A 24,541-nucleotide genomic window follows, 5' to 3' on the forward strand; every position below is an offset into this window, starting at 1 on the left:
CCGCGGAAAGTCTCACCGTTGGGCAGTGGATCATGGCCTGAGTTCAGTTACAATAGCTCGGGTAATTTTTGCTGGAGCCTATTTTGGACAAGATCTTTGTAGATGAAGCCGTTACTGAGCTGAAAACCATCGGCGATATGCTGCGTTGGGCAGTGAGCCGTTTTAATGATGCCGGTATTTATTATGGCCATGGGACAGATAATGCGTGGGATGAAGCTGTCGCGCTGGTACTGCACGCCCTGCATCTGCCTGATGAGCTGGGACAGCAGGTGGTCAATGCCAACCTGACCAGCAGTGAAAAACATAAGATTGTTGACCTGATTATCCGTCGGGTACGTGAACGTTTGCCTGTGCCATATTTGACCAATGTCGCGCGTTTTGCGGGATTGGACTTTTATGTCGATGAGCGGGTATTGGTACCACGCTCACCTATCGGTGAAATGATTGGCAATGGGTTTGCGCCTTGGTTGTATAACCGCCAGGTTAACCGGGTGTTGGATCTGTGTACCGGTAGCGGCTGTATCGCCATTGCTTGTGCTTATGAATTTGAAGATGCCGAAGTCGATGCGCTGGATATCAGTGATGATGCGCTGGAAGTGGCCCAAATCAACGTGGAAAATCTTGGGGTGATGGATCGGGTCTTCCCGATGCAGTCTGATTTATTCAGCGCCATTCCTAAAGGCCCGCAGTATGATCTGATTGTTTCCAATCCACCTTATGTGGATCAGGAAGACATTGATGATATGCCACAGGAATATCACCATGAACCTGCGTTGGGGCTTGCCTCAGGCCGTGATGGATTGGATATTACCAAGCGTATTTTGGCCAACGCGGCGGACTACCTGACCGAAGAAGGTGTGCTGGTGGTGGAAGTGGGTAACTCCATGGTGCATCTGATGGAGCAATTCCCCGAAGTACCTTTCACTTGGGTTAGCTTCGAAAATGGTGGTGACGGCGTCTTTGTTTTGACCCGTGATCAGTTGCTGGAAAATGAATCCTTGTTTGCCATTTACAAGGACAGAGATTAACAGCATCAACCGGCGGCTTAGGCCGCCGGTTTTGTATTGGTCATAGACAAGCACAGCTAATGGTATGGGCAATACAAAACCGACAGGGTGATAACATATTGATAGGGCTGTGTCTAGCGGCATTGTACTGCTTTACCTTACGCCATTGCTGCGTATTGGCTCTAATTACAATATTGCGCGGTAGCGCGTCAGAAAACACTTGGCCAGATAATGGCTGTCGGAATAATATTTAGCCGAATAACAAGAGGATAGACACTGGAATGTCAGGAAATAGTATCGGACAGAATTTTGTTGTGACCACCTTTGGGGAAAGTCATGGTGTGGCACTGGGGTGTATTATTGATGGCTGTCCGCCGGGGCTGGCATTGACTGCAGAAGATATGCAGCATGATTTAGACCGGCGCAGACCGGGCACTTCGCGCTACACCACCGCCCGGCGGGAAGCAGATGCTGTGCGTATTCTTTCCGGAGTCTTTGACGGTAAAACCACAGGCACAGCGATAGGCTTGCTGATTGAAAACACAGATCAGCGCAGTCAGGATTATTCCAATATTAAAGACGTGTTCCGTCCGGGGCATGCCGATTATACCTACCAGCAAAAATATGGCCTGCGGGATTACCGTGGCGGCGGGCGGGCTTCTGCCCGGGAAACGGCCATGCGTGTGGCCGCAGGCGCTGTGGCTAAAAAATACCTGCAGCAAATCCATGGTATTGAGATCCGCGCTTATTTGTCCCAATTGGGGCCCATTTGTGCCGAGCAAGTGGATTGGGATGAGATTGAACGCAATGCATTTTTCTTTCCTGATGCCAGTAAACTCGAGGCGCTGGATGAATATATGCGCGCGCTGAAAAAGTCCGGTGACTCTGTTGGGGCTAAAGTCTCTGTGGTCGCCACGAATGTGCCAGTTGGCTTGGGCGAGCCGGTATTTGATCGGCTGGATGCTGATATTGCCCATGCCTTGATGGGCATTAATGCGGTCAAAGGTGTGGAAATCGGTGATGGTTTTGACGTGGTAACGCAAACCGGCTCACAACATCGAGATCTGATGACACCCGCTGGGTTTAGCTCTAATCATGCTGGTGGGGTGCTGGGCGGTATTTCATCCGGTCAGCCGATTGTGGCACATATGGCGCTAAAACCGACATCCAGTATCAGTGTGCCCGGCGACAGTATAGATGTAACCGGCCAGCAGACAGAAGTGGTGACTAAGGGGAGACATGATCCCTGTGTCGGGATCCGGGCGGTGCCAATTGCTGAAGCCATGCTGGCGATTGTACTGATGGATCACCTGTTGCGCCATCGGGCACAAAATCAGCAAGTACAATGCACGACCCCGATATTAGGTATGGCTGAGTGAGCCGGTAAGTGAGCAAATAATCATGGATGATGTCATTTCTGACAGCAGTATTGCCCCGGCGGCGCAGCAACTTAACTGGCTGCGGGCCTGTTATTTCTTTTTCTTTGCTATTTTGGGCATCATGGTGCCCTATCTTGGGGTGTTTTTTCAAAGCCGAGGGTTTAACCCGCAAGAAATTGGCCTATTACTGGCGATTTTAATGGGCACGCGCATTATCGCCCCGAATGTCTGGGCCCGGGTGGCCGACCGAACCGGGATGCGAGTTGAGTTGGTCAAGCTTGGCGCCGCAGCTGCCATGCTCAGTTACACCAGTTTTTTTGTTGACGGCAGTTTTGTTTATCTGGCTGTCAGCCTGATGATTTATACCTTCTTTTGGAATGCCATTTTAGCCCAGCTGGAAGTGATCACCTTAGATACCTTAGGGGAGAATGCGACCCGCTATGGGGCTATCCGCAGTTGGGGTAGCGTTGGCTATATCTGCTTGGTCGTGGGCGGTGGCGTTGCGGTGCAATATATTGGCCCTCAGGTAGTGCCTTATCTAGGCATGTTACTGTTTATCGGCATGTTGTTGTCCTCTCTGCCATTGAAAGCGGCGCGGCGGCCGGCTGCGGCACCGGCGGGGCAGAAGTTATGGCAACCTGCCATTATCTGGTTTTTTATTTCAGCCATGTTACTGCAGATGAGCGCCGGGCCGTTTTACGGTTTTTTTGTGCTGTACCTTAAGCAATATGGTTACAGCGAGTCCTTGGCCGGGGTTTTGGTCGCGCTGGGGGTGGTGGCTGAAATTATTATGTTTATGTTCGCTCCTCGGCTTTTGCAACGCTTTGGTGCAATGCCATTGATGGTGCTCAGTTTATGCTTGACCGTAGTACGCTGGTTGATGATGGCCTACGGCGTAGAACATCTGCTGCTTATCGGTATCAGTCAGCTATTACATGCCTTTACCTTTGGCTTAGTGCATGCCGCTTCAATTCAGTTTGTTCATCAACATTTTGACCGGGATCATCAAAGTCAGGGACAGGCGTTGTATGCCAGCTTGGGGTTTGGGTTGGGCGGTGCGCTGGGGATCTGGATTTGCGGTTATCTGTGGGGAGATGGCAGTGGTGCGGTTTGGACCTGGGTGTTTGCCGCCGGTTGCGCCATGCTGTCCATGTTCGCTGTGCTGGCGATTCCAGGCAGTGCTGCGCAATGCCGCCGTTTGTTTAGGCGCCAAGCTGTTGCGCCGTTGTAAGCAGAAATGCCATAGGGCGATTTACCCCAACATCATGCTTGATAGCACCGGCAAAGGTAAGTTTTCAGCTCAAGAGCGAGATTAAAGATGAACGCTTATTCAAGATGGGTTAAGTCATCGATGCTATTACATGGTGGCCTAGCAACATCATACTAAACGTGGATCAGGGAAGCAGATGCAGCAATTTCGTTTGGCAGTATTGATTAACCCCATGGCAGGCCTGGGAGGCAGTGTTGCACTGAAGGGCAGTGATGGAATGGCACAAAAGGCATTATCCCTTGGGGCTGAGCCGATGGCAACCATCAGGATGCAGCAGGCGCTGACGCAGCTACAACCACTGGCAGCGCGTTTATGTATTGTGACTGGCAGTGGCGCGCTGGGGGCGCATCTGGCTCGGGAGATGGGATTTGAGACTCAGGTTATCCATCAGAGTGAAACGCCCAGCAGCGCTGATGATACGCGGTCGTTTATCCAAGCCATTAATCAATTGCCTGATGCGGAGCGGGTCGATTTACTGCTGTTTGCTGGCGGGGATGGAACTGCGAGGGATATTTGCGCCGAATTGGATGAGACGATTCCTGTGCTGGGGGTGCCGGCCGGGGTAAAAATTCACTCCGGTGTGTATGCTGTGACGCCTGTTGCCGCTGGGCAGGTCGTCAAGATGTTGTTAAGTCGAGAATTGGTCAGTTTAATGACCGCCGATGTGATGGATATTGATGAAGAGGCATTTCGCCGCGGTGAAGTGCGGGCAAGGCGTTATGGTGAGATGACGGTACCGGCCGCACCGGCTTATGTTCAAGCGGTAAAAATGGGTGGTCGGGAAGTGGATGAGCTGGTGCTGGCTGACATTGCGGCTGAGGTGGTCAGTCAGATGGAAGATGAGCTGTATATTATGGGCTCTGGCAGCACTGTGGCCGCAGTGATGGCAGAGCTTAGATTGGATAACACCCTGTTGGGGGTTGATCTGGTGCAGCACCATAGCTTAGTTGGCCGCGATATGACGGCCACTGAACTGTTAGCGGCAACAGCGGGACAGACGGTAAAGTTGGTGATCACGCTTATCGGCGGTCAGGGGCATGTTTTCGGTCGTGGGAATCAGCAGTTGTCTGCCGAGCTTATTCACCGTATTGGTCGAGAAAATATTCTGATTGTTGCCACCAAAACCAAGTTGAAAGCCTTGGGTGGACGGCCTCTTATCAGTGACAGTGGCGACCCGGCGCTTGACCAGGCTTTGAGCGGTTATTACCGCATAATCACTGGATACCGTGATTATGTTATGTATCAGGTTGCTAATCCTGATATGGTGTCGAGCCAGAATGATGCCTGCACGGCAGAATAAACGGAGAGATCATGTTAGAGAAGTACGAACAGACACTGGATCAATGGATTAGCACCATAGTGGCCGATGGGGATGATGATGCCCTGTTTGCCAGTGGTTATCTGCAGGGGCATTTCGCGGTCGTGTTGAGCGAAATGGAGCATGATGGCCAGACGGATATGGCAGCGCTGGATCAACGTATGCAGGCTTGTCTGGGGCAAGCCACCCGTGAGTTGGAAGACCATGACTACCGTTTGGTAGAGCAGGCTTGGCATACTCTGCGTAGTGCTATTATTGCTTGATTATTACGATAATCTCATTATTGCGAGTGAGAGATTGCGTGCTCAATATTAGCGCGAAAATATGACCTCCCGTCTATGCGTGAGCCGCAAGCGGTCGCAGTAAGCGGTTGCAGATAATGGCGGTATAAACAATACGCGGGGCTATATGGCACCGCGTGTTGTTTGATGCAGATAGTGCTTGTTTTCTCCTGTCAGATCACCGCCATCATGCGACGCAAACTTGCCTACGTTCCTTGTTTCTTATTCCCTATTTTATCACTGGTGATAGTACGCTAAAGGCTTAATCACAACGCAATGCCGGGCAAATTGGGTCTGGTGATTCTTGCTTATTTGTCTCAGTATCCGTAACGCGCTGTTAAAGGACTATATTCCCTCAGGGCTTAGCTGAATCGGACGGCCTTTAATCAGTTTTCTGAGCCACATTCTTCCAGGACTGAGTCGCGCCAATATATCCTGATTAACAGGCGCGGGTTGCTGCAGTATTTGCGCGGCAAGAATATCCGCTGTAAGCGGCGCTGAGCAGATGCCGCGGCTACCAAGCCCACCGAGTAGGTAAAGTCCGCCATAACTTGGGATCCCATTGTGCTGCCAATATGCCGCATCGTGTTGATAATGGGCGGCCAGCTCAGCCAGACGCTCTGTGTCTGGTGCATTGCCCGCCATCGGGAAATGATCCCGGCTAACCATGCGTACCCCGACTCTGGCATCATTAGCGCTGATATCAATATCGGCCAGCCAAGGCTGCGCCGGATAGTCACGTATGAAACGTGCGGCATTATCTTGTTGCTCCTGCACGCTAAAGCTTAGTTCTTTACAGCCTTTCACATAACTGGCTCCGAGACAGTGATTGCCAGATTGTGCCGGGGTTAAATAACCTTCAGCGCACAATACACAATTGAGCTCAGCCAGTGCCCCTTGAGCAGGAATATGGCTGACTTGACCTCGAAATGGACTCAAAGGCAGGGCTTGGGTTTGGGGAAATGCGGTCAGCTCACTGCCATTAGCCAAAATCACTTGCGCAAATGGGCCAAATTGCTGCCCTTGTTGATCCTGCAGCCACCAATGCCCGTCTTGCTGTTGCAAAGTAACAATGCGTTTTTGCATATGGGGGGTGATTGTCAACTGTTTGGCCGCTTGGGCCAACATGGCATCGGCGTATTGCGCAGGGCTAACCCAAGCGCCCCGGGGATAAAAAATTCCTCCGGTATCTAAAGTGAGTGCTGCCCGTTTTTGGGCACATTCAATATCAGCCCAGTTTAGGACGGTTGCAGGCCAGGGGCGCTCTGCCAGTCGAGTCAGTTTGTCTAGGCTTTGGGCATCATAAGGAGTTTGTAGTACACCACAAAAATCATGGGCAATATGGTGGCCTTGGGTTGCCAGTGAATGTAATCGCATGGCGCTGAAGGCAAACGCTTGCAGATAAAATTGACTTAATGGATTGTGATCGGCACTGAGTAGTGGATACAACGCCCCTTGACGGTTGCCCGATGCGCCCATGGCAAATTGGGCATCCTGACAAAAAATCGTTACCTGTCGATGAGCTTCGCTGAGACTTCGCTCAGCCAGTGACAGGCATAGCGCGGCAGTGGCAATACCGCCGCCAATAATAGCAATAGGGTGCGTATTGTCATTGATATCGCGAGATGGGGTACTGGGTAGGCATTGCGACGATAAGGTCGCCCGGGAATCTTCTGCGTTAGTGGTATTAGCCAGTGCCTGTTGTAATTGTGCATCGAGTGTTGGGTGCCAACACTGCGGCATTTGTTGGGCTGATTCAATATCTGTGGTGGACAATGTATTCAGACGCGGCTTATTCGACAATGATCCATTAAAACCAGCCTTAGAGATAGTGCTCATATTGCCTTGGCGCAGCGTATTTATGGCCTTAAAGACAGGTTGAGCAGTATCTTGGTGAGCATGTAGCAGCCAATCACAGCAGTCCGGTGCTAACCAGATAAAATCGGGTGGCGTAGGTTGCTCAAATGCCCTGATGGCCATCAGAGTACTATCAATCGTGAGGGTCAGGTTGAAGCCCTGTTCGATCACCAAGTGTTGACTGGCCCCTTGGGCAATGTCGCCATCGAGGGGAAAGAAATCAAATCCCTCTTGGCGCAACCATGACCAGTTGGGTTGGGATTGGCAGAAGCAGTGCAGGTGAATTTTTCGCTTTGCCGTGGCCAAATGGCGCAATTGCGTTAGCAGGATAAAATCGCTGCGGCAGAGTAGGATGCAGGATAAAATGTTACCTGTTGCCGGGTAATTGGCGACAGAATGTAACAGCTTTGCTGGAATTTGAGACTGAATCGTCGACATTTTGGCTGAGTTTCCCTGCTGGCGGGGTAAAGTCATTTACTCCGGTGTCTTCAGTGGGCATTATTTTACCCCTGTTTATGGAAAGCTGACCACTTGGCCTCAATTAAAGGGGTAGTATTGGGTCAGTTGATTTTTTGGTCCTGACAATTACGGAATGGATAGTAAACAATGAAAAGAGTCGTAATCACCGGAATGGGTATTGTTTCGAGCATCGGTAATAACAAAAACGAAGTGATTGAATCACTGAAAGCCGGGCGCAGTGGTGTGACTCACTCTGAGCAGTTTGAAGAGATGAAACTGCGCAGTCAGGTGTGGGGTGATATCAAACTTAATCCTGCCGATTTAATTGACCGTAAAGCGCTGCGCTTTATGGGTGATGCCGCAGCCTATGCTTATCTGGCGATGCAAGAAGCAATTGCTGATGCTGAGCTGGAAGAGAGCCAATATTCTGATCCTCGGGTTGGTTTGGTTGTCGGTTCAGGCGGTGCATCTTCTTCTAACCAGGTACAGGCTGCCGATACGCTGCGCGCTAAAGGTGTGAAACGGGTTGGCCCTTATATTGTGCCACGCATTATGGCCAGTACCACCAGTGCCTGTTTGGCAACACCGTTTAAAATCAAAGGTGTTAACTATTCCATCAGTTCTGCTTGTGCGACCAGTGCCCACTGTATTGGTCACGCCGCTGAATTAATTCAGCTGGGTAAGCAAGACATGGTGTTTGCCGGTGGTGCAGAAGAGCTAGATTGGACTTTGGCCATGGGCTTTGATGCTATGGGCGCATTGTCTACCAAGTACAACGACACCCCACAGCAAGCCTCTCGTCCTTATGATGCTAACCGTGATGGTTTTGTGATGTCAGCAGGTGGTGGCATTGTTGTCGTCGAAGAGTTGGAACATGCTTTGGCTCGCGGCGCGAAAATTTATGCAGAAATTATTGGTTATGGCGCATCATCTGATGGTTATGACATGGTTGCACCTTCTGGAGAAGGCGCAGTGCGTTGTATGCAACAGGCTCTGGCGGATGTTGAAGGTGAGATTGATTATGTCAACACGCATGGTACCTCAACACCTGTGGGTGATGTGCGTGAGCTGGAAGCGCTGAAAGAAGTTTTCGGTGACAAGATGCCAGCCATTGCCTCAACTAAGTCTATGACTGGTCATGCCTTAGGCGCTGCTGGCGTGCATGAAGCAATTTATTCAACCTTGATGCTGACCAATAACTTCATTGCTCCAAGTATCAATATTGAAACGCTAGATGAAAATGCGCAAGGATTGCCAATTGTGACTGAGTTTGAAGAAAAAGAATTAAACACAGTCATGAGTAACAGTTTTGGTTTCGGTGGTACTAATGCCACGTTAGTGCTGAAAAAATACCGTTAAGCATATTTGGCTGTCTGATACGACAACACTTGTATTTATTTTAAAAGGGAAGCTTAGCTTCCCTTTTTTACTGTGTGAAAAGTAGAGGTTTAACTGCTATCAGTGATGGTCAGCCGTTATTGGCTTTGAAGGGGATTTATGATTGTAAAACCAAAGCCATTATACTGCGTTAATCGGTACTGAGATTTTGAGAACATAAAAGCGGTATTAATTTTGGCGATGAAAGTAAAGGTTTGCAACAATACGCGCGTTAATAGATGTAGTAGCTGTTAGATACGGTATTTATTTTCAGGTTTTAATTGAAAGTAGTCTTATCACATCTTCAAAATTTATATCCCCGACATGTGTTGATTTATAAAAAATGTTGACAACAATATTTAGTTGTTACCTATTTTCGTTAAGTAAGTTGCTCGCATTTTAGGTTGGAATTGTTATTAATGAAATTAATCAAGTCAAATGTCACATCAATAAAGATTCCATTATCTGATTTCAACTCCTCATTTAGTAAAAAATTTAAAACTTTGGAGTTATATTGCTTATACGTTTCTAAATCAATTGGGGATTTAGTCTTCATGCTGAAACAAAAAAAGTTGGCATTTTCAATTTCGTCATACACTTCATATACGTCATCTGGGGGGCCCATTAAGATAAGTTCTATTCCATCAAGAATCGCAACAAATGCTGGCGCTTCATCAAATCTTTCACCATTATCATTTTCAAAAATAAACCCACGAAATAAACTCTCTAACACATTAGCAACTTCGTTTAATTTATAAATAGTTTGACTTAAATCGAAGTCTACATTTATCTGAATTTCAGCATTATATCTGTATTTCATTAGCAATTAATCACTATATAATATTAAATTGGAAAACACTTTTATTTATTTTTCTATCTATTTAGTGTCAAAACTTGTTTATCCATACTTCATTTCTTTTAACTAAACGTTTCAAAATGCTTTTCTTATATTGAGAAACACTATCGTTACGATCGATGAAAATATCGATAGCCTCTTTGTTTTCAGTTTATAATAAGCATTCTTTCTTCAAATAGATAGCTACGTATTTGGCAGAGACAATAAACAAAAAAAGACATCAAATGTTTGTGGTGATATATTGCTCACTTCGATCAGTTTCTAATGAGCAACACATTAATCTAAAAAATCTATTAGGAGCTTGAATTCGCGAGGATAGGTTTTACGCTATAATATCTAGAATATTACTTTTACATTTGATGAATGTTATATTTCATTAGTTGTCGGATATAATTTTCCCATCTTTATTCACATGGAATGCTGATGGAAGAGTCTTAACTCCAGTTGTCATGACAAGGTTATGTAGATAATCAGAAAAATTATCATATAGTTTGGTTTGTGAAATGCCTGAATCTGTATGTAAGTCTATACGATATACAACGGGATCTTTCTTATTAACATTGCAAATAATATAGTCAAAAGTTGACTCAAAATTAAAAACTAATAATGATGCAGGGGGAAGTGTTAAGTCTATTTCATCGTCATTTAGCATTTCATCAAACAGTGTTTTTATGTACATTAGGTCTTGAAATAAAAATATTTGTTTACGAGCTAAAACACCACCGCAGCGCCCTAATGTGATCAAAAATTCTTTATAAAAATCTGGAATATGAATACAAAACTTAGATTCTAAAAAATCAATGTCAGAAAGATCAACCCCTTGTATTTCCGATTCATTAGCAAGTTTTCTATCAATTATAAGTTGTTTAATTTTTTTTATAGAATAAGACGCGCATTCAACCCCGAAGTGCACCACTCGCTTCATTAAGCTGCTTTTCGTAATTCATCGAATACTACAGCAGGCTGTTTGAAACCAAGGCACTTTCTCGGACGTGAGTTAAGTGCTCGTTCGATGTCAGCAATTTGCTTATCCGTTACCGTGCGTAAATCAGTTCCCTTGCGGATATACTGCCGCAACAGACCATTGAAATTCTCATTCAACCCACGTTCCCATGATGAGTATGGGTTGGCGAAATAGATATCTACCTTCAGTGCTTGTGCAACCTTTTGATGGTCACAGAACTCGCTGCCATTGTCCGCTGTGATAGTGTGAACGTGACTGCGATACCGCCAAAGCATGCCTATCATGGCTCGGCTCACATCGGCTGCGCTTTTGGCGGGCACTTTACGGATTAGATACAGTTTGCTTTTGCGTTCAACCAAACTGACTATAGCGCCAGTGCCTTGTTTTCCCAACACCGTATCGGCTTCCCAATCACCTAATCGTGCTTTTTCGTCGACAACTGCCGGCCGGTGTTCAATACCTATGCGATTTGGAATGATAACCCGTTTCGCACGACAGCCTTTGCGGTATTTACGATGACCGCGTCTCAGCGCTTTATAGAGCTTTCCGCCACGCTGCTTGTCCTGCTGAACAAAGCCATAAATCCATGCATGACTGACAGGGTAACCGATAAGTTGACCTACGCCCGCGATTTGTTCTGGACTCCACTTTTGCTTCAGTCCGAACTCAACGAAAGTGACGGTCGTTACAGACACTCGATTTTTGGCAGCCTGGCAGCGGCGCTTAACTGTCTTGGCCTGTGCAACTTCAGGCAAATAATGATTGTCACGAATACGGTTACGACGAACCTCTCTACTCACCGTGCTGTGGCTCACTTTTAAGCGTTTGCCGATTGCTCGATAGCTGAAGCCCTCGCGTAGGTAGGCTTCGATCTGGTATCGTTGCCCTTCGATCAACTGCTTGTAACTCATGGTAATGACTTCTATTTGTTTGGCGACGATAGAGTACCACCTACAGGCAGTTGATCTCTTCTTACCGTTTAACCATGAGTGGTGCACTTATTATCTGAATTCAAGAACAATTCAATTTCCTACCTTTACGTGCATCTTTTCATTACCTTGTTATTTTATATCGATATTTGAGTGCGTTTATCGGCGTTGTAGCCTAAATATATGCGGAACTTTTTTGTCTCTCCATTATCTGATCTTGCAAAGTAGGTTTTCGGTCAATGTCATAGGTAAGTCAAAGCGCAAAATCACCAATTGGAAGCAATACAATCAGACATTGATTAACCGTGAAACGGTCACTTGTTGGTTGAACGAAGCAGTCATCAACACTTGCCATTGCACGCAGCATCTCGGCAGACATGGCCGAATATCTCAATTCAGCGACACTGCTATTAAAACAGCTTTGATGCCCACAGGGATTTTAAGCTGTCTTTGCCTGCGACAGAAGGGTTTATCAATTCCCTGTTTTAACTGATGAAGATATCGTTAACTGACCCTGATTACAGCTGTATCAGTAAACGCGCTTAGCCGGTGAACATCAAGTATCGCAATCCTGTAGAGGTGCAGTTGCGTATGCTGTTGTCGATGCTACGGGTCTCAAAGTGTATGGTGAATGGAAAATGCGTAAGCACGGCAAAGAAAAACGTCGGATTTGGCGCAAGCTTCATTTGGCAATGGATGCCGCTACATATGAAATCATTGGTGCTTAAGTAAGCCTTGTGTGGAAGATGTAAAGATATTGCACTGTCGTCATGGGGGAGAGACTGCAGCCAAGATGATAACGGCATCGAAAAACACTAAATCGTGAGCTAAATCGCTGCGATGAGGTGTGGCGCTTGGGTTACAATTTGTACAAACAATACTATAACAATGACCCTACAAGATTATGATGAGAATCATTGCCGATGAAAATATGCCCTTTGTATCGCAACTGTTTGAACCACTGGGTGAGGTTAGTTTAGTTGATGGGCGCAGCCTTTCTCCCTCGCACTTGATTGATGCTGATGTACTGTTAGTCCGCTCAGTGACCCAGGTTAATGCTGCCTTGCTGTCGCAGGCGAATCGATTAAGTTTTATTGGCAGTGCCACAATAGGAACTGATCATATTGATCAGCAATTGCTGATTTCCCGCAGCATTGAGTTTGCCCATGCCCCTGGCTGCAATGCCACAGCTGTTGGGGAGTTTGCTTTTATGGCCATGCTTGAACTGGCCGGGATAACCCGTGAGCCGTTAGCAGGTAAAAAAGTGGGGATTGTCGGCGCGGGTAATACTGGCTCTGCGTTGGCGCGTTGTCTTGCGGCTTATCATGTTGAATATTTATTGTGCGACCCCTTGCTTGCAGAAGCTGACACTCATTCGACTACGTCAACAAGACGCCAATATACACAGCTGGATGAGCTAATCCATGAGTGTGATGTTATCAGTTTACATGTGCCGTTAACTCGGGAAGGGCCTTATCCAACCTGGCATCTGTTTGATCATCAGCGGTTGGCTCAATTGCGGCCTGGGTGTTGGTTAATTAATACCAGTCGAGGTGATGTGATTGATAATCCGGCATTGTTACAGTTGGCATTGACACGTCCGGACATCAAATTGGCACTGGATGTCTGGGCTGGGGAGCCGACACCTATCAGCGCTTTGATTGAGCGAGCAGATATTGCCACGCCACATATTGCTGGTTATAGCCTTGAAGGACGAGCGCGGGGGACATTGATGTTACGGCAGCAACTTGCCAGATTACAACAATGTGAGGTTGACATCGAATTGTCAGACTTGTTGCCAGAAGCGATATTTAATCAGTTAACCCTATCGGCGTCTCCTGATGAAGCTGGGCTGAGGCAATTGTGCCGATTGGTCTATGATTTGCGCGATGATGATAAATTGTTCCGCTTTTATGCCGGTCAGTCCGGTGGTTTTGACCAAATGCGGCGAAATCACCGCCACCGTAGGGAATTGAGTGTTCTGACGCTGGTCAATGAGGGGGCGTTTGAGGTAGATTGGTTGACCAAATTAGGATTTTCAGGAGTCAATCTGTAATTATGTCGCAGGAATATAATGTTGTCGTATTAGGCGCATCCGGCGCAGTCGGTCAAACCATGATCGAAATTCTCGAAGAGCGCAATTTCCCTGTTGCCAATCTTTATCCGCTGGCCAGCAGCCGCAGTGCCGGAGATACGGTCAGCTTCCATGGTAAACAGATTGAAATTCTGGATGTAGACTCATTTGATTGGTCTCAAGCGCAGATTGGTTTCTTCTCTGCTGGTGGTGATGTTTCTGCTAAATGGGCGCCAATTGCCGCTGAGCATGGTTGTGTGGTGATCGATAACACCTCACATTTCCGTTATGACTATGATGTACCTTTAGTGGTACCGGAAGTGAATCCTCAGGCTATTGCGGATTTTCGTAATCGCAATATCATTGCTAACCCAAACTGTTCCACCATCCAAATGCTGGTAGCACTGAAGCCGATTTATGATGCCTTTGGTATCAGTCGTATTAATGTGGCGACTTATCAGTCGGTATCCGGTACGGGTAAGCGAGCAATTGAAGAGTTGGCAAAGCAGTGTGCCAAGTTGCTACAGGGCCTGCCGGCAGAGTCTGAGGTTTATCCGCAGCAGATTGCCTTTAATGCGCTGCCACAGATCGATAAGTTTATGGATAATGGCTACACCAAAGAAGAAATGAAAATGGTGTGGGAAACCCAGAAAATTTTTGGTGATACCAGCATTACAGTGAATCCGACAGCAGTGCGTATTCCAGTATTTTATGGGCATTCTGAAGCGATCCATATTGAAACTCTGCAGCCGGTTGAAGCTGAGGATGTTAAAGCGGTACTGCGCCATGCGGAAGGTATCGAATTATTCGAGTCTGATGAAGAATATCCAACTGCGGTAACCCATGCTGCGGGTACAGATCCGGTTTATGTTGGCCGGGTGCGTAAGGATATTTCCCACCCTAATGGAATCAACCTTTGGGTTGTTGCCGATAATATTCGTAAAGGCGCTGCATTAAACAGTGTGCAAATAGCCGAAATTCTGATCCGGGATTACTATTAATTCGCCAGTTTTATGCCTAGTTAATTGTAGGCTTATAAAATAAAGGCTCATTTTATGAGCCTTTATTTTTGGATGACTTAGTACGTTTTTATTTATCTTAACTTGTCTTTATTTAGAACCGCATTAAATTAAGTACCCGAACAGGATTTATTGTTTGATTAATTATTCTTACTATTTTGTTTGGATGGTTACTCAAAGTAGTCGGGCATATTCCTGAATATGCATTTCCTTTTTAACCATGACTTGTTGCGTAACATTGGGTAACAGGCGTTATCCAATGCGCGGTAATGTGATTGGGGTATGCTAGCAGGGATAGCATTTCTGGTTTATAGTGATCTCAATAAATACAATTGCCTAACGCCACCTTTGCGTGGCGTTTTCCATGCGATGGAAAGGGAAGGACGATGATTTTTCGCATTTTACCTCTGCTGCGGATAAGCCGCTTTCTGCCGCTTGTTTTATTCATGTTATCCAGCCCATTGTCTGTAGCCGATTCTTTGACACTGTCAGGTCCTCAGGGTGAAGTGAACCAATCTGTCACTCAATATGGGCCAACTTCTCCGAATGATACTTTTTGGAGTATTGCCCAGCAGGTTCGTCCGGATAATGGTGTTACTGTTTACCAAGTGATGGCGGCAATTTTTGATGCTAACCCCCATGCTTTTGCTTCTGATAATTACAACAGCTTAGAAAAGGGCATGATTTTGGCTATTCCGTCACGGGCCGAGATCGCAGCGGTTCCAGCGTCATTGGCTCGGGCTCGGGCTAGTCAAGATGACAAAAGTTGGCAACAGCAGGCAATACAGCAAGAGGCTAAGCCATTAGCTGAAGCGCTGGCCGCCCAGCAGCAGGCGGAGCAATCTGAGCAAGCTGCTTTAGGACAATTACAAACCTTATCCGCTTCTGTTGATGCGTTGCAGGAAAAAAACCTGGCGCTGACGGATGAATTAGGCCGGGCATTGGATCAGATTGTTGTCAGTCGTAATGATATTGAAAACCTGAAAGGAAAAATTAAATCTGCCAATAATGAATTGGGCATAGTGACCCAAGAGTTGTTGACGACTAAAGAAGAAAATCAGGCACTGAAAACCCAATTGACGTTATTGGAGCAAGAAGCTGAGTTAGCACAAAGTGAACCGCAGGACACAGGTGTTATGGCCAGCCCAGTAATGCTTGGGATCGCTATTTCATTATTAACACTCATTCTCTTGTTGGGGTTATGGGTAGTGCTACGACCGAAAAAACAGCCTGATGCAACCGTTCGCACTGACCCTGAGATAAGTTCAGAATCTGCGAGTGCATCTATAGTGGCTGGCGGTGCAGCTGTTGCTGCAGTAGCAACAGCTGCTGTGGCCGATGATATAGGAGGTGATGACGATCTCTCCGTACATCTTGATGATCATGATGATCATGATGATCATTTGGATAAATTGCTGGCTGAGGATGATGGCATCGCTGCGGCAGATCATTTACTGGATGATGCTGAATTACAGCAGTCGAATGATGATACACCTCAATCTTTAGATGATTTGTGGGCAGATGCGCTAGGTGAGCAGGAAGAAGGCGAGGCGAGGCGAGAGAATGATGAAACTGATTTAGACAGTTTATTGGCTGAAGATGGGGAATTGTCATCAGGTGCATCTACTGAGCCAAGCCAGGATTTGGATGCATTACTGGATGAAGAAATAGAGGGCGACACCCAAGAAGATATCACTGAGGAGATTGCAACCGAAGTCGATCCCCATATAGCCGAGCAAGAAACAGATGACATAGATACCATGCTATCGGCGTTAGATGAACCCACTGAGGAGAATGCTTCTGCCCCCCTTGATAACAGTCAGGCAGAAACGACTGATGCCGGGCAGGATGATATTGATGCACTGTTAGCCGGTGTGGATGGGGAACCTGATGCTGATATCGACACGACTACTGATGTTGAGCCTGAGGTAAGCACTGACACAGTCGATGCTGGGCAGGATGATATCGATGCACTGTTAGCCGGTGTTGATGTTGAGCCTGATGCTGATATTGACACGACTACTGATATTGAGCCTGAGGTAAGCACTGATACAGTAGATGCCGGGCAGGATGATATCGATGCACTGTTAGCCGGTGTTGATGCGGAGCCTGATGCTGATATCGACACGATTACTGATATTGAGGCTGAGGTAAGCACTGACTCGGTTGATGCTGACCAGGATGATATTGATGCGCTATTAGCCAATGTGGATGCGGAGCCTGATGTTGATATCGACACGACTACTGATATTGAGCCTGAGGTAAGCACTGACTCGGTGGATGCTGGTCAGGATGATATCGATGCACTGTTAGCCGGTGTTGATGCGGAGCCTGATGTTGATATCGACACGACTACTGATATTGAGCCAGAGGTAAGTACTGACACAGTAGATGCTGGGCAAGATGATATCGATGCGCTGTTAGCCGGTGTTGATGCGGAGCCTGATGTTGATATCGACACGACTACTGATATTGAGCCAGAGGTAGGCTCTGACACAGTCGATGCGGGCCTAGATGATATTGATGCGCTGTTAGCCGGTGTCGATGCGGAATCTGATGCTGATATCGACACGACTACTGATATTGAGCCAGAGGTAAGCACTGACACAGTCGATGCTGGGCAGGATGATATTGATGCATTGTTAGCTGAAGTTGAGGTTGAACCTGAGCAGACTCAGGAAGAGTCAAGTGCGCAGGCCGTTGCCGCAGATGATGATAGTGCCGCATTACTTGATGCAGGATCTGATGATGAAGACGTTGAAGATGCAAGGGTTGGATCGACTCCGAGCAATAACGAAGATTTGGCAGCGCAGCTTGCAGATGTAGCACCCGATGCTGCATTGATGGCAGAGCCTTTAGATGAGTTAGCGCATGATAATGCCTCATCTGACAATGATGCTGCTGAATTAATCTCAAATGAATTAGTTGCGCATATTGAGGCAGATGAGCGACAAGAGGACAGGGTTCTTGCTCCGGAAATTGCAGCCAATCATATACTGGGAGATGAGGTTGATACTTCTGCATTGACGGCATTAGATGCCATGTTAGCGGATATTGAACGAGAAGAGGTTGCATCGCAGCTTGATAACAGCATCCTGCCAGAGCCAGAGCCAGAGCCAGAGCCAGAGCCAGAGCCAGAGCCAGAGCCAGAGCCAGAGCCAGAGCCAGAGCCAGAGCCAGAGCCAGAGCCAGAGCCAGAGCCAGAGCCAGAGCCAGAGCCAGAGCCAGATAATGAATTAGTGGAGGGTGTTGCTGATAGTGCTCCTGTAGAGCCCCTGACAGAAGATGCCGTTCCATCAATGATGGGCTCCGCCTCTGAGGAGGTAAATACTGCTGAGACAGAGCCAGAAATTGAACTGGCAGATGTGGTCACCACCGGATTAGATACGAATGTTGACTCAGAGCCGGATGAGAGTGATTTTTCGGAAGATAATAATTTTCCAGAAAATAGCGCCGATGTTGATGCCATGATGGCGGAATTTGAGGCTGAACTAGAAGGTTGGGTGGCCGATAGTCAGGCTGATAACGCGAATGCCGATGACACATCAGATGTAAACCTTAGCTCAGAGGTTGAGCCTGACGCAGCTGATGTGGATGTACAGGCTGAGATTGAAGATGGCGAGCACCATGTGAATCATCAATTATCTGCAGAGTTAGATGACGCGTTGGCCGATATGGGGGTTGTGGCGGATGATGACGCAGATCTTGATTCACTGCTGGCTACGCTCAGTGATGATCATGCCGTTGAGGGTGAGGCAGCTCATCTTGCGGAGGTAGAAGCAGGTGATGACACTGAGCGTGAAGACAGCTCTAGCGATGATGACTTATCCGCAGATCCCGAACTTATTTCAGATATCGAGCTTTCCCAAGCTATATCGCCAGCAGAGCCCGTGGCTGGGGTTGATACGGACGTTGATCTCAACACTGATATTGATACTGGGGATGGGACGCAATCCTCTGAGACAAACTCTACGCTCGCTGATGCTGAGATAACTGCTTCTGAGTCAGATGAAGATGATGCCATCTTGACTGATGCTGATTTAGCCGCGGCTTATCAGACAGTTGAATCTCATGGGGAAGTTGACCATGAGCCTCTGGCACCAGCGACTCCTGAGATTGATATCACTGGGACTGCAGCATCAAATATGCCCTCTAGCGATGATGCGGATCTGAGTGATGAGCAGGTGCTGGCTGCGATGGCGCAAAGTGCATTGGATGAAGCTGTTGATATGGCTTCTGATAGCGATGTGAACAGCGTTGAAGCACCCGCGTTGCAGGCAGTGGTGGGGGCGGAAGCGCATGAAGAAGCGCTAGCAAAGTTTGAACAGGATCATGATTTTATTGATATTGAACGCCTGCTCAATGATGCTGATGCCAGTGAGACAGTTGATAACTACCAAGGCCCGGCTCAAGTGGCAATGGATGATATTAAGGAGATTATTGGCGACAGTGCCATGGTGGATGTAGATGATGCAGAAAATGCCATTAATGCCAAATTAGATCTGGCCAGAGCTTATATGGAAATTGATGATAAAGACAGCGCTATTGTCTTGTTGCAGGAAGTCGGCGTTGATGGCAATGTCCGGCAGCAGGAAGAGGCGGGTCAACTGCTGAAAAAAATGCGATAAACGAACCGATACTGAGCGGCGCTTTATGCGCCGTTTTTTTTACCTTGCTTATGGTAGACTTGGCGGCAATTTTTAACGCAGCCAATGGGCTGTGATATCCGTAGAGAGAGTGACAGCATGCGAATCGCATTGGGAGTCGAATATGACGGTAGCGCCTTTTATGGCTGGCAGCGTCAGGCCGAAGTCGACTCGGTTCAGGCCCAGTTAGAACGGGCGTTATCTATTGTGGCTAATGAGCCGATTGAATTGCAGTGTGCTGGTCGCACCGATGCCGGTGTGCATGCCACAGGTCAAGTGGTGCATTTTGATACCAATGCTAGCCGAAAAGAAGGGGCTTGGACATTGGGTGTGAATGCCCACTTGCCTGATGGCATCGCCGTTCGCTGGGCTCGAACAGTGGATGATGAATTTCATGCTCGCTTTTCAGCCACCGCCCGCCGCTACCGCTATGTGATTTATAACCACAACTTCCGCCCTGGGATTTTACGGCAAGGTGTCAGCCATTATCATGGTGATATTGATGAGGGCAAAATGCACATGGCCGCACAGGCATTGCTGGGCGAGCAGGACTTTACCAGCTTTCGGGCCATTCAATGTCAGTCCCGTACGCCATTTCGCAATGTGCACCGGGTCAGTGTGACCCGTCAGGGCATGTATGTCATTGTGGATATTCAGGCCAATGCTTTTTTACACCATATGGTGCGTAATATCGTCGGCTCTTTGCTGGAGATTGGGTTGGGGCGGCAACCATTAGATTGGATCCGCACATTATTGGCTTTGAAGGATAGAACTAAAGCCGCCGCGACAGCAAAACCTCACGGGTTATATTTGGTAGATGTCACTTATCCAGAAGACTATCAATTGCCAAAATTGGCACTTGGTCCGCTGTTTATGCCTGATTGATTGTTCAGGATCTATCTCTGTCGATTGCTATTTAGGATTTGTAAAAAATGCATACTGCACCATCAAGTGAAGCATCGCTGCAACAGTGGCTCGATTATTTGTTAGCGATCCACCTCAGTGAAATTGATATGGGGCTGGCTCGGGTCAGCGAAGTGGCCCGGCGTATGTCGTTGCTGACATTAGGCGCGGCCAAGGTTATCACTGTAGGTGGCACCAATGGTAAGGGAACAACCTGTGTCATGTTAGAAAGCATGTTGGCTCAGGCGGGTAAGCGGGTTGGCGTTTATAGCTCTCCCCATTTACTGCGCTATAACGAGCGGGTGCGGATTTGCGGCCAAGATGCTTCCGATGCGGCGCTGATAGCAGCCTTTTGCGAAATCGAGGCCGCCCGGGGATCCATCTCGCTGACCTTTTTTGAGTTTGCAACATTGGCGGCATTGCAGCTATTTAAGGCTGCCCAGTTGGATGTGGTGATCTTAGAAGTGGGCTTGGGCGGGCGTTTGGATGCCACCAATATTATTGATGCCGATGTGGCTGTAGTGACAGCGATTGATCTGGATCATCAGGATTATCTAGGCAACACCCGGGATGCGGTAGGGTATGAAAAAGCTGGTATTTTTAAAGCCGGTAGCCCTGCGGTTGTTGGCGAGCCGGATTTACCGCAGACAGTGGTGCAAGTTGCTAAAGAAAAAGGCGCGCAATTGCTGGCAGTGGGACAGGCATTCAATTATCAGCGCACAGGCGAGCTATGGCAGTTTCATGGCCGATTTATTCAAGTGGATAATCTTCCTGTGCCTAATTTACCCTTACCCAATGCGGCCACGGCATTAGCGGCACTGGAATGTCTGTATCCGGCCTTTGATCAAGACTGTATCCGCAACGGGTTATCGTTAGCCAGATTAACCGGCCGATTTGAGCGTGTTAGTGAGCATCCGGCTATTTATTTGGATGTGGCTCATAATCCCCATGCCGCCCGTTACTTGGCCAGTCAGATGGCGGCATTTGCAGGTCGGCGGGTGTTGGCGCTATGTGGCATGCTTAAAGATAAGGATATTGAAGGGGTTATCCAAGTGATGAGTCCTGTGGTGGATCATTGGTATATTACGGGGTTAGATACTGAGCGGGGGGCTGATGCTGACAGATTGTCTGCTGCAATGCCAGCGGGGGCAGATGTGCATAGTTTTGCGCATATTGATGCGGCCTGGCGGGCATTATCCGCCGTTATGCAGCCCGACGATGTGGTAATTGTATTTGGCTCCTTTTACACTGTATCTGGTGTTAAGTCTTTAATGAACGGGGAATAATGTTAGTGAGTCAGTTTCAGAACCGTCTGGTGGGTACCATAGTGCTGGTGGCACTGGGGGTCATATTTCTGCCAGATATTCTTGATGGCAAAAAAGAGCGGGTGCAGGAGGAGTTTACCGAAATTCCGCTGCGGCCGACTGCCGCCAGTGTGCAGCAGGAGCCGGTGAACCTGAAAGTGATTAATGTTGCTGACACTATGGCACCGGTTAATCCCCAAACTAAGCATGAAATCAAACATGCTGCTGTTGAGTTGAAACCCGCAACAAATGGCGGCTGGAGCATTGAAAAAACTGCACAAAACTCCCATGCCGTGGCGGAGAAATCCAGTGTGACGGATAAGGTGCAAAAAGGCTGGACACTGCAACTGGGGAGTTTTAAAAACAGCACTAATGTGACCGCGTTAGTCGAGCAACTACGCCACTCTGGTTTTGATGCGTACACCATTCCATCAACGCCTCAAGCAGGTAAGATCACCAAGGTTTTTGTGGGGCCGGATATTACTAAACAGCGTATTGAACAGCTCAAACCTCGGGTTGAGAAATTGACGCATCTGAAAGGCCGGATCATTCCGTTTGACCCTTTGGCACAGTAGCACGGTACAGCCCTGGTTGGGCGATAGAAATGACGTTAAATCTGATATTTATTAGGCCCGCTTGCGGGCCTTTTTACTGCCTAAAAGAATCGGCGTGGGACTGTTCGCTACAGGAAATTGATAATTGTCAATAATTTCAGCAAGGATGGTGAGATAAACTCCGGTCTCTGTTAGAATCCGCCCGTCTTAAACCGTTATCCAGGATAGATTTTTCATGGTTTGGATTGATTACGTCATTATCGCCATTATCGGCCTGTCTACTGTTATTAGTTTAGTCCGCGGCTTTGCTAAAGAAGCCATGTCTCTTGTCGTCTGGTTTGCCGCTTTTTTTATTGCTAGTCAGTTTTACCAAGAATTAGCAGCCCATCTCACCGAGTTTTCTGATGAAATTGTGCGTAATGGCATCGCCATTGCTATCTTGTTCATCACGACGTTGATCCTCGGGGCCTTGGTTAATTACCTCTTGGGACAATTGGTGAGTAAAACCGGGTTATCCGGCACGGATAGAGTATTGGGGGTGGTCTTTGGCGCTGTACGTGGTGCGCTGATTATTAGTGCTGTACTGTTCTTTATGGATGCCTTTACCGGCGCACCGAAAACGGACTGGTGGCAACACTCAGTACTGGTGCCTGAATTCGGTGTAGTGATCCAGTGGTTTTTCCACTATTTAGAAAATACCTCAAGCTTTGTACCTAAATAATAAAAAGTCTGAAATAGAACATCTTACAATGAGGAAGCTCAACCATGTGTGGTATTGTCGGAATTGTTGGCCGCAGTGCGGTTAACCAGACTATCTATGACGCATTAACGGTATTGCAGCACCGTGGCCAGGATGCCGCAGGCATTGTCACCATCGATGGCAATGCGTTTCGGCTGCGTAAAGCCAATGGATTGGTACGGGATGTTTTCCAAACCAAGCATATGCAGCGTTTGCAGGGCAGTGCTGGTATCGGCCATGTGCGTTACCCTACTGCGGGTAGCTCCAGTTCATCGGAAGCTCAGCCTTTTTATGTTAATTCTCCTTTCGGTATCTCCCTTGCTCACAACGGTAATTTAACCAACACTACGGATTTGTTGGCGCGTCTGGCCCGTCAGCGCCGTCATGTGAATACCGGTTCAGACTCTGAGGTATTGCTCAATTTGCTCGCTGATGAGCTGCAGCATACCAGTGCTGAGCAGTTAAGCGAGGATCAGGTGTTTGATGCTGTGGCGGCGGTTCACCGCTTGGCTCGAGGAGCATATGCAGTTACAGCAATGATTATCGGCCAGGGCTTGGTGGCATTTCGCGATCCATTCGGCATCCGCCCATTGGTATTAGGTCAGAAAGAGAGTGCCGCGGGTACCGAGTATATGGTGGCATCTGAAAGTGTCGCGCTTGACGCCGTTGGCTTCACTGTTATGCGGGATGTGGCACCGGGGGAAGCGGTTTATATTACACAGGACGGTGAGTTGTTCACCCGTCAGTGTGCCAGTGAACCGGATTATGTGCCTTGTATATTTGAATATGTCTATTTTGCGCGTCCAGATTCCTGTATTGATAAAGTCTCTGTGTATGCCAGCCGGGTCAATATGGGGCGACGGTTGGGAGAGAAAATTAAGCGGGAGTGGTTTGAGCACGATATTGATGTGGTTATCCCGATTCCTGAGACATCCTGTGATATCGCGTTGGAAATTGCTCGCTGCATGGATCTGCCATATCGACAAGGATTTGTGAAAAACCGCTATATTGGCCGCACATTTATTATGCCCGGGCAGCAAGAACGGAAAAAATCGGTTCGCCGTAAACTCAATGCCATTAGTGCTGAGTTTAAAGGGAAAAATGTGTTGCTGGTGGATGACTCCATTGTACGAGGAACCACCTCTGAGCAGATTATCGAAATGGCTCGTGAGGCTGGGGCAAACAAGGTGTATTTTGCATCAGCGGCGCCGGAAATCCGTTTCCCTAATGTTTATGGCATCGATATGCCAACATCTAATGAACTTATCGCCCATGGCCGGGATGCTGAAGAAGTGGGACGCATCATAGGGGCTGATGGGATTATTTTTCAAGATTTATGTGATTTAGTCGAAGCCGTTCGGGAAGAAAACTTGGATATCCGTCGTTTTGAAACATCCGTTTTTGATGGTGAATATATTACCCGGGATGTGGATCAGGCCTATTTAGATCATTTAACCCAACTACGTAATGATGATGCCAAGGCTAACCGCAACCGGGAAGCCGGCACTAATCTTGAGTTACATAATGTCTGTCATCCTTAAGAGGATGGCATTTATTGCTCGAGATAAAGCGCTTTAATTGCAATGAAAGGTTTGCCGCTTACTT

General features: G+C 47.6%; 18 protein-coding genes and 1 pseudogene. 15 read left to right on the forward strand and 4 right to left on the reverse strand.

Annotated elements, in window-relative coordinates:
• Positions 1-83 precede the first annotated feature (83 nt).
• The 5 genes from prmB (at position 84) to NFHSH190041_RS06810 (ending at position 5,237) form a co-directional block, all read left to right on the forward strand.
• Complete coding sequence (gene prmB / locus NFHSH190041_RS06790; protein ID WP_261924506.1) at positions 84-1,028, forward strand: 50S ribosomal protein L3 N(5)-glutamine methyltransferase; 945 nt, start codon at positions 84-86, stop codon at positions 1,026-1,028.
• 260 nt (positions 1,029-1,288) lie between these two features.
• Positions 1,289-2,386 (forward strand): chorismate synthase, encoded by a 1,098-nt coding sequence (aroC, locus tag NFHSH190041_RS06795; protein ID WP_261924507.1) that lies wholly within the window; start codon positions 1,289-1,291, stop codon positions 2,384-2,386.
• A gap of 22 nt (positions 2,387-2,408) precedes the next feature.
• Complete coding sequence (locus NFHSH190041_RS06800) at positions 2,409-3,617, forward strand: MFS transporter (protein ID WP_261924508.1); 1,209 nt, start codon at positions 2,409-2,411, stop codon at positions 3,615-3,617.
• A 175-nt stretch (positions 3,618-3,792) separates the two neighbouring features.
• A complete protein-coding gene (locus NFHSH190041_RS06805; RefSeq protein ID WP_261924509.1) occupies positions 3,793-4,956 on the forward strand; it encodes an ATP-NAD kinase family protein in 1,164 nt (387 codons plus the stop codon).
• Between the two features lie 11 nt (positions 4,957-4,967).
• The gene (locus NFHSH190041_RS06810; RefSeq protein WP_261924510.1) at positions 4,968-5,237 is read left to right on the forward strand and encodes a YfcL family protein; all 270 of its coding nucleotides are present in this window, start codon (positions 4,968-4,970) and stop codon (positions 5,235-5,237) included.
• Positions 5,238-5,600: 363 nt separating this feature from the next.
• Here NFHSH190041_RS06810 and mnmC read toward each other — a convergent pair whose 3' ends face one another.
• Positions 5,601-7,586: an FAD-dependent 5-carboxymethylaminomethyl-2-thiouridine(34) oxidoreductase MnmC gene (gene mnmC / locus NFHSH190041_RS06815; RefSeq protein ID WP_261924511.1), complete on the reverse strand. Its 1,986-nt coding sequence runs from the start codon at positions 7,584-7,586 to the stop codon at positions 5,601-5,603.
• A gap of 132 nt (positions 7,587-7,718) precedes the next feature.
• Here mnmC and fabB point away from each other — a divergent pair, with 132 nt between their 5' ends.
• Positions 7,719-8,930 carry a beta-ketoacyl-ACP synthase I gene (gene fabB, locus NFHSH190041_RS06820; RefSeq protein WP_261924512.1) on the forward strand — a complete coding sequence of 404 codons (1,212 nt, stop codon included), beginning with the start codon at positions 7,719-7,721 and terminating at the stop codon, positions 8,928-8,930.
• 397 nt (positions 8,931-9,327) lie between these two features.
• Here the strand turns inward: fabB and NFHSH190041_RS06825 are convergent, their stop codons facing one another.
• From NFHSH190041_RS06825 to NFHSH190041_RS06835, 3 genes are all read right to left on the reverse strand, one after another.
• Positions 9,328-9,768 (reverse strand): hypothetical protein, encoded by a 441-nt coding sequence (locus NFHSH190041_RS06825; protein WP_261924513.1) that lies wholly within the window; start codon positions 9,766-9,768, stop codon positions 9,328-9,330.
• A 412-nt stretch (positions 9,769-10,180) separates the two neighbouring features.
• Positions 10,181-10,729: an SMI1/KNR4 family protein gene (locus NFHSH190041_RS06830; protein WP_261924514.1), complete on the reverse strand. Its 549-nt coding sequence runs from the start codon at positions 10,727-10,729 to the stop codon at positions 10,181-10,183.
• Positions 10,729-11,679: an IS30 family transposase gene (locus NFHSH190041_RS06835; RefSeq protein WP_261921717.1), complete on the reverse strand. Its 951-nt coding sequence runs from the start codon at positions 11,677-11,679 to the stop codon at positions 10,729-10,731. Before NFHSH190041_RS06835 ends, NFHSH190041_RS06830 begins: the two co-directional genes overlap by 1 nt.
• Positions 11,680-11,941: 262 nt before the next feature.
• On the opposite strand from NFHSH190041_RS06835, the pseudogene NFHSH190041_RS06840 reads away from it, so the two are divergent.
• The 9 genes and pseudogenes from NFHSH190041_RS06840 to purF form a co-directional block, all read left to right on the forward strand.
• Positions 11,942-12,422 (forward strand): annotated as a pseudogene (locus NFHSH190041_RS06840) (transposase); the annotation flags it as partial.
• 182 nt (positions 12,423-12,604) lie between these two features.
• A complete protein-coding gene (locus NFHSH190041_RS06845) occupies positions 12,605-13,753 on the forward strand; it encodes a 4-phosphoerythronate dehydrogenase (protein WP_261925071.1) in 1,149 nt (382 codons plus the stop codon).
• Between the two features lie 2 nt (positions 13,754-13,755).
• A complete protein-coding gene (locus NFHSH190041_RS06850) occupies positions 13,756-14,772 on the forward strand; it encodes an aspartate-semialdehyde dehydrogenase (RefSeq protein ID WP_261924515.1) in 1,017 nt (338 codons plus the stop codon).
• Between the two features lie 404 nt (positions 14,773-15,176).
• Positions 15,177-19,418: a FimV/HubP family polar landmark protein gene (locus NFHSH190041_RS06855; protein WP_261924516.1), complete on the forward strand. Its 4,242-nt coding sequence runs from the start codon at positions 15,177-15,179 to the stop codon at positions 19,416-19,418.
• A gap of 117 nt (positions 19,419-19,535) precedes the next feature.
• Positions 19,536-20,321, forward strand: a complete 786-nt coding sequence (truA, locus tag NFHSH190041_RS06860; protein ID WP_261924517.1) for a tRNA pseudouridine(38-40) synthase TruA — start codon at positions 19,536-19,538, stop codon at positions 20,319-20,321.
• A gap of 47 nt (positions 20,322-20,368) precedes the next feature.
• Positions 20,369-21,625: a bifunctional tetrahydrofolate synthase/dihydrofolate synthase gene (gene folC, locus NFHSH190041_RS06865; protein WP_261924518.1), complete on the forward strand. Its 1,257-nt coding sequence runs from the start codon at positions 20,369-20,371 to the stop codon at positions 21,623-21,625.
• The gene (locus tag NFHSH190041_RS06870; protein WP_261924519.1) at positions 21,625-22,218 is read left to right on the forward strand and encodes an SPOR domain-containing protein; all 594 of its coding nucleotides are present in this window, start codon (positions 21,625-21,627) and stop codon (positions 22,216-22,218) included. Before folC ends, NFHSH190041_RS06870 begins: the two co-directional genes overlap by 1 nt.
• Before the next feature lie 214 nt (positions 22,219-22,432).
• On the forward strand, positions 22,433-22,918 hold the full coding sequence (locus NFHSH190041_RS06875) for a CvpA family protein (RefSeq protein WP_261924520.1): 486 nt from the start codon (positions 22,433-22,435) through the stop codon (positions 22,916-22,918).
• Positions 22,919-22,962: 44 nt separating this feature from the next.
• Positions 22,963-24,477, forward strand: coding sequence for an amidophosphoribosyltransferase (purF, locus tag NFHSH190041_RS06880; protein WP_261924521.1), 1,515 nt, complete (start codon positions 22,963-22,965; stop codon positions 24,475-24,477).
• The last annotated feature ends 64 nt before the right edge of the window (positions 24,478-24,541 follow it).

It is taken from the genome of Shewanella sp. NFH-SH190041, from assembly GCF_024363255.1.
Lineage (GTDB): Bacteria > Pseudomonadota > Gammaproteobacteria > Enterobacterales > Shewanellaceae > Shewanella.

Coding starts and splice junctions, on each gene's coding strand:
- aroC (WP_261924507.1), top strand. CDS start 1,289: ATGTCAGGAAATAGTATCGGACAGAATTTTGTTGTGACCACCTTTGGG.
- NFHSH190041_RS06800 (WP_261924508.1), top strand. CDS start 2,409: ATGGATGATGTCATTTCTGACAGCAGTATTGCCCCGGCGGCGCAGCAA.
- NFHSH190041_RS06805 (WP_261924509.1), top strand. CDS start 3,793: ATGCAGCAATTTCGTTTGGCAGTATTGATTAACCCCATGGCAGGCCTG.
- NFHSH190041_RS06810 (WP_261924510.1), top strand. CDS start 4,968: ATGTTAGAGAAGTACGAACAGACACTGGATCAATGGATTAGCACCATA.
- mnmC (WP_261924511.1), bottom strand. CDS start 7,586: ATGACTTTACCCCGCCAGCAGGGAAACTCAGCCAAAATGTCGACGATT.
- fabB (WP_261924512.1), top strand. CDS start 7,719: ATGAAAAGAGTCGTAATCACCGGAATGGGTATTGTTTCGAGCATCGGT.
- NFHSH190041_RS06825 (WP_261924513.1), bottom strand. CDS start 9,768: ATGAAATACAGATATAATGCTGAAATTCAGATAAATGTAGACTTCGAT.
- NFHSH190041_RS06830 (WP_261924514.1), bottom strand. CDS start 10,729: ATGAAGCGAGTGGTGCACTTCGGGGTTGAATGCGCGTCTTATTCTATA.
- NFHSH190041_RS06835 (WP_261921717.1), bottom strand. CDS start 11,679: ATGAGTTACAAGCAGTTGATCGAAGGGCAACGATACCAGATCGAAGCC.
- NFHSH190041_RS06845 (WP_261925071.1), top strand. CDS start 12,605: ATGAGAATCATTGCCGATGAAAATATGCCCTTTGTATCGCAACTGTTT.
- NFHSH190041_RS06850 (WP_261924515.1), top strand. CDS start 13,756: ATGTCGCAGGAATATAATGTTGTCGTATTAGGCGCATCCGGCGCAGTC.
- NFHSH190041_RS06855 (WP_261924516.1), top strand. CDS start 15,177: ATGATTTTTCGCATTTTACCTCTGCTGCGGATAAGCCGCTTTCTGCCG.
- truA (WP_261924517.1), top strand. CDS start 19,536: ATGCGAATCGCATTGGGAGTCGAATATGACGGTAGCGCCTTTTATGGC.
- folC (WP_261924518.1), top strand. CDS start 20,369: ATGCATACTGCACCATCAAGTGAAGCATCGCTGCAACAGTGGCTCGAT.
- NFHSH190041_RS06870 (WP_261924519.1), top strand. CDS start 21,625: ATGTTAGTGAGTCAGTTTCAGAACCGTCTGGTGGGTACCATAGTGCTG.
- NFHSH190041_RS06875 (WP_261924520.1), top strand. CDS start 22,433: ATGGTTTGGATTGATTACGTCATTATCGCCATTATCGGCCTGTCTACT.
- purF (WP_261924521.1), top strand. CDS start 22,963: ATGTGTGGTATTGTCGGAATTGTTGGCCGCAGTGCGGTTAACCAGACT.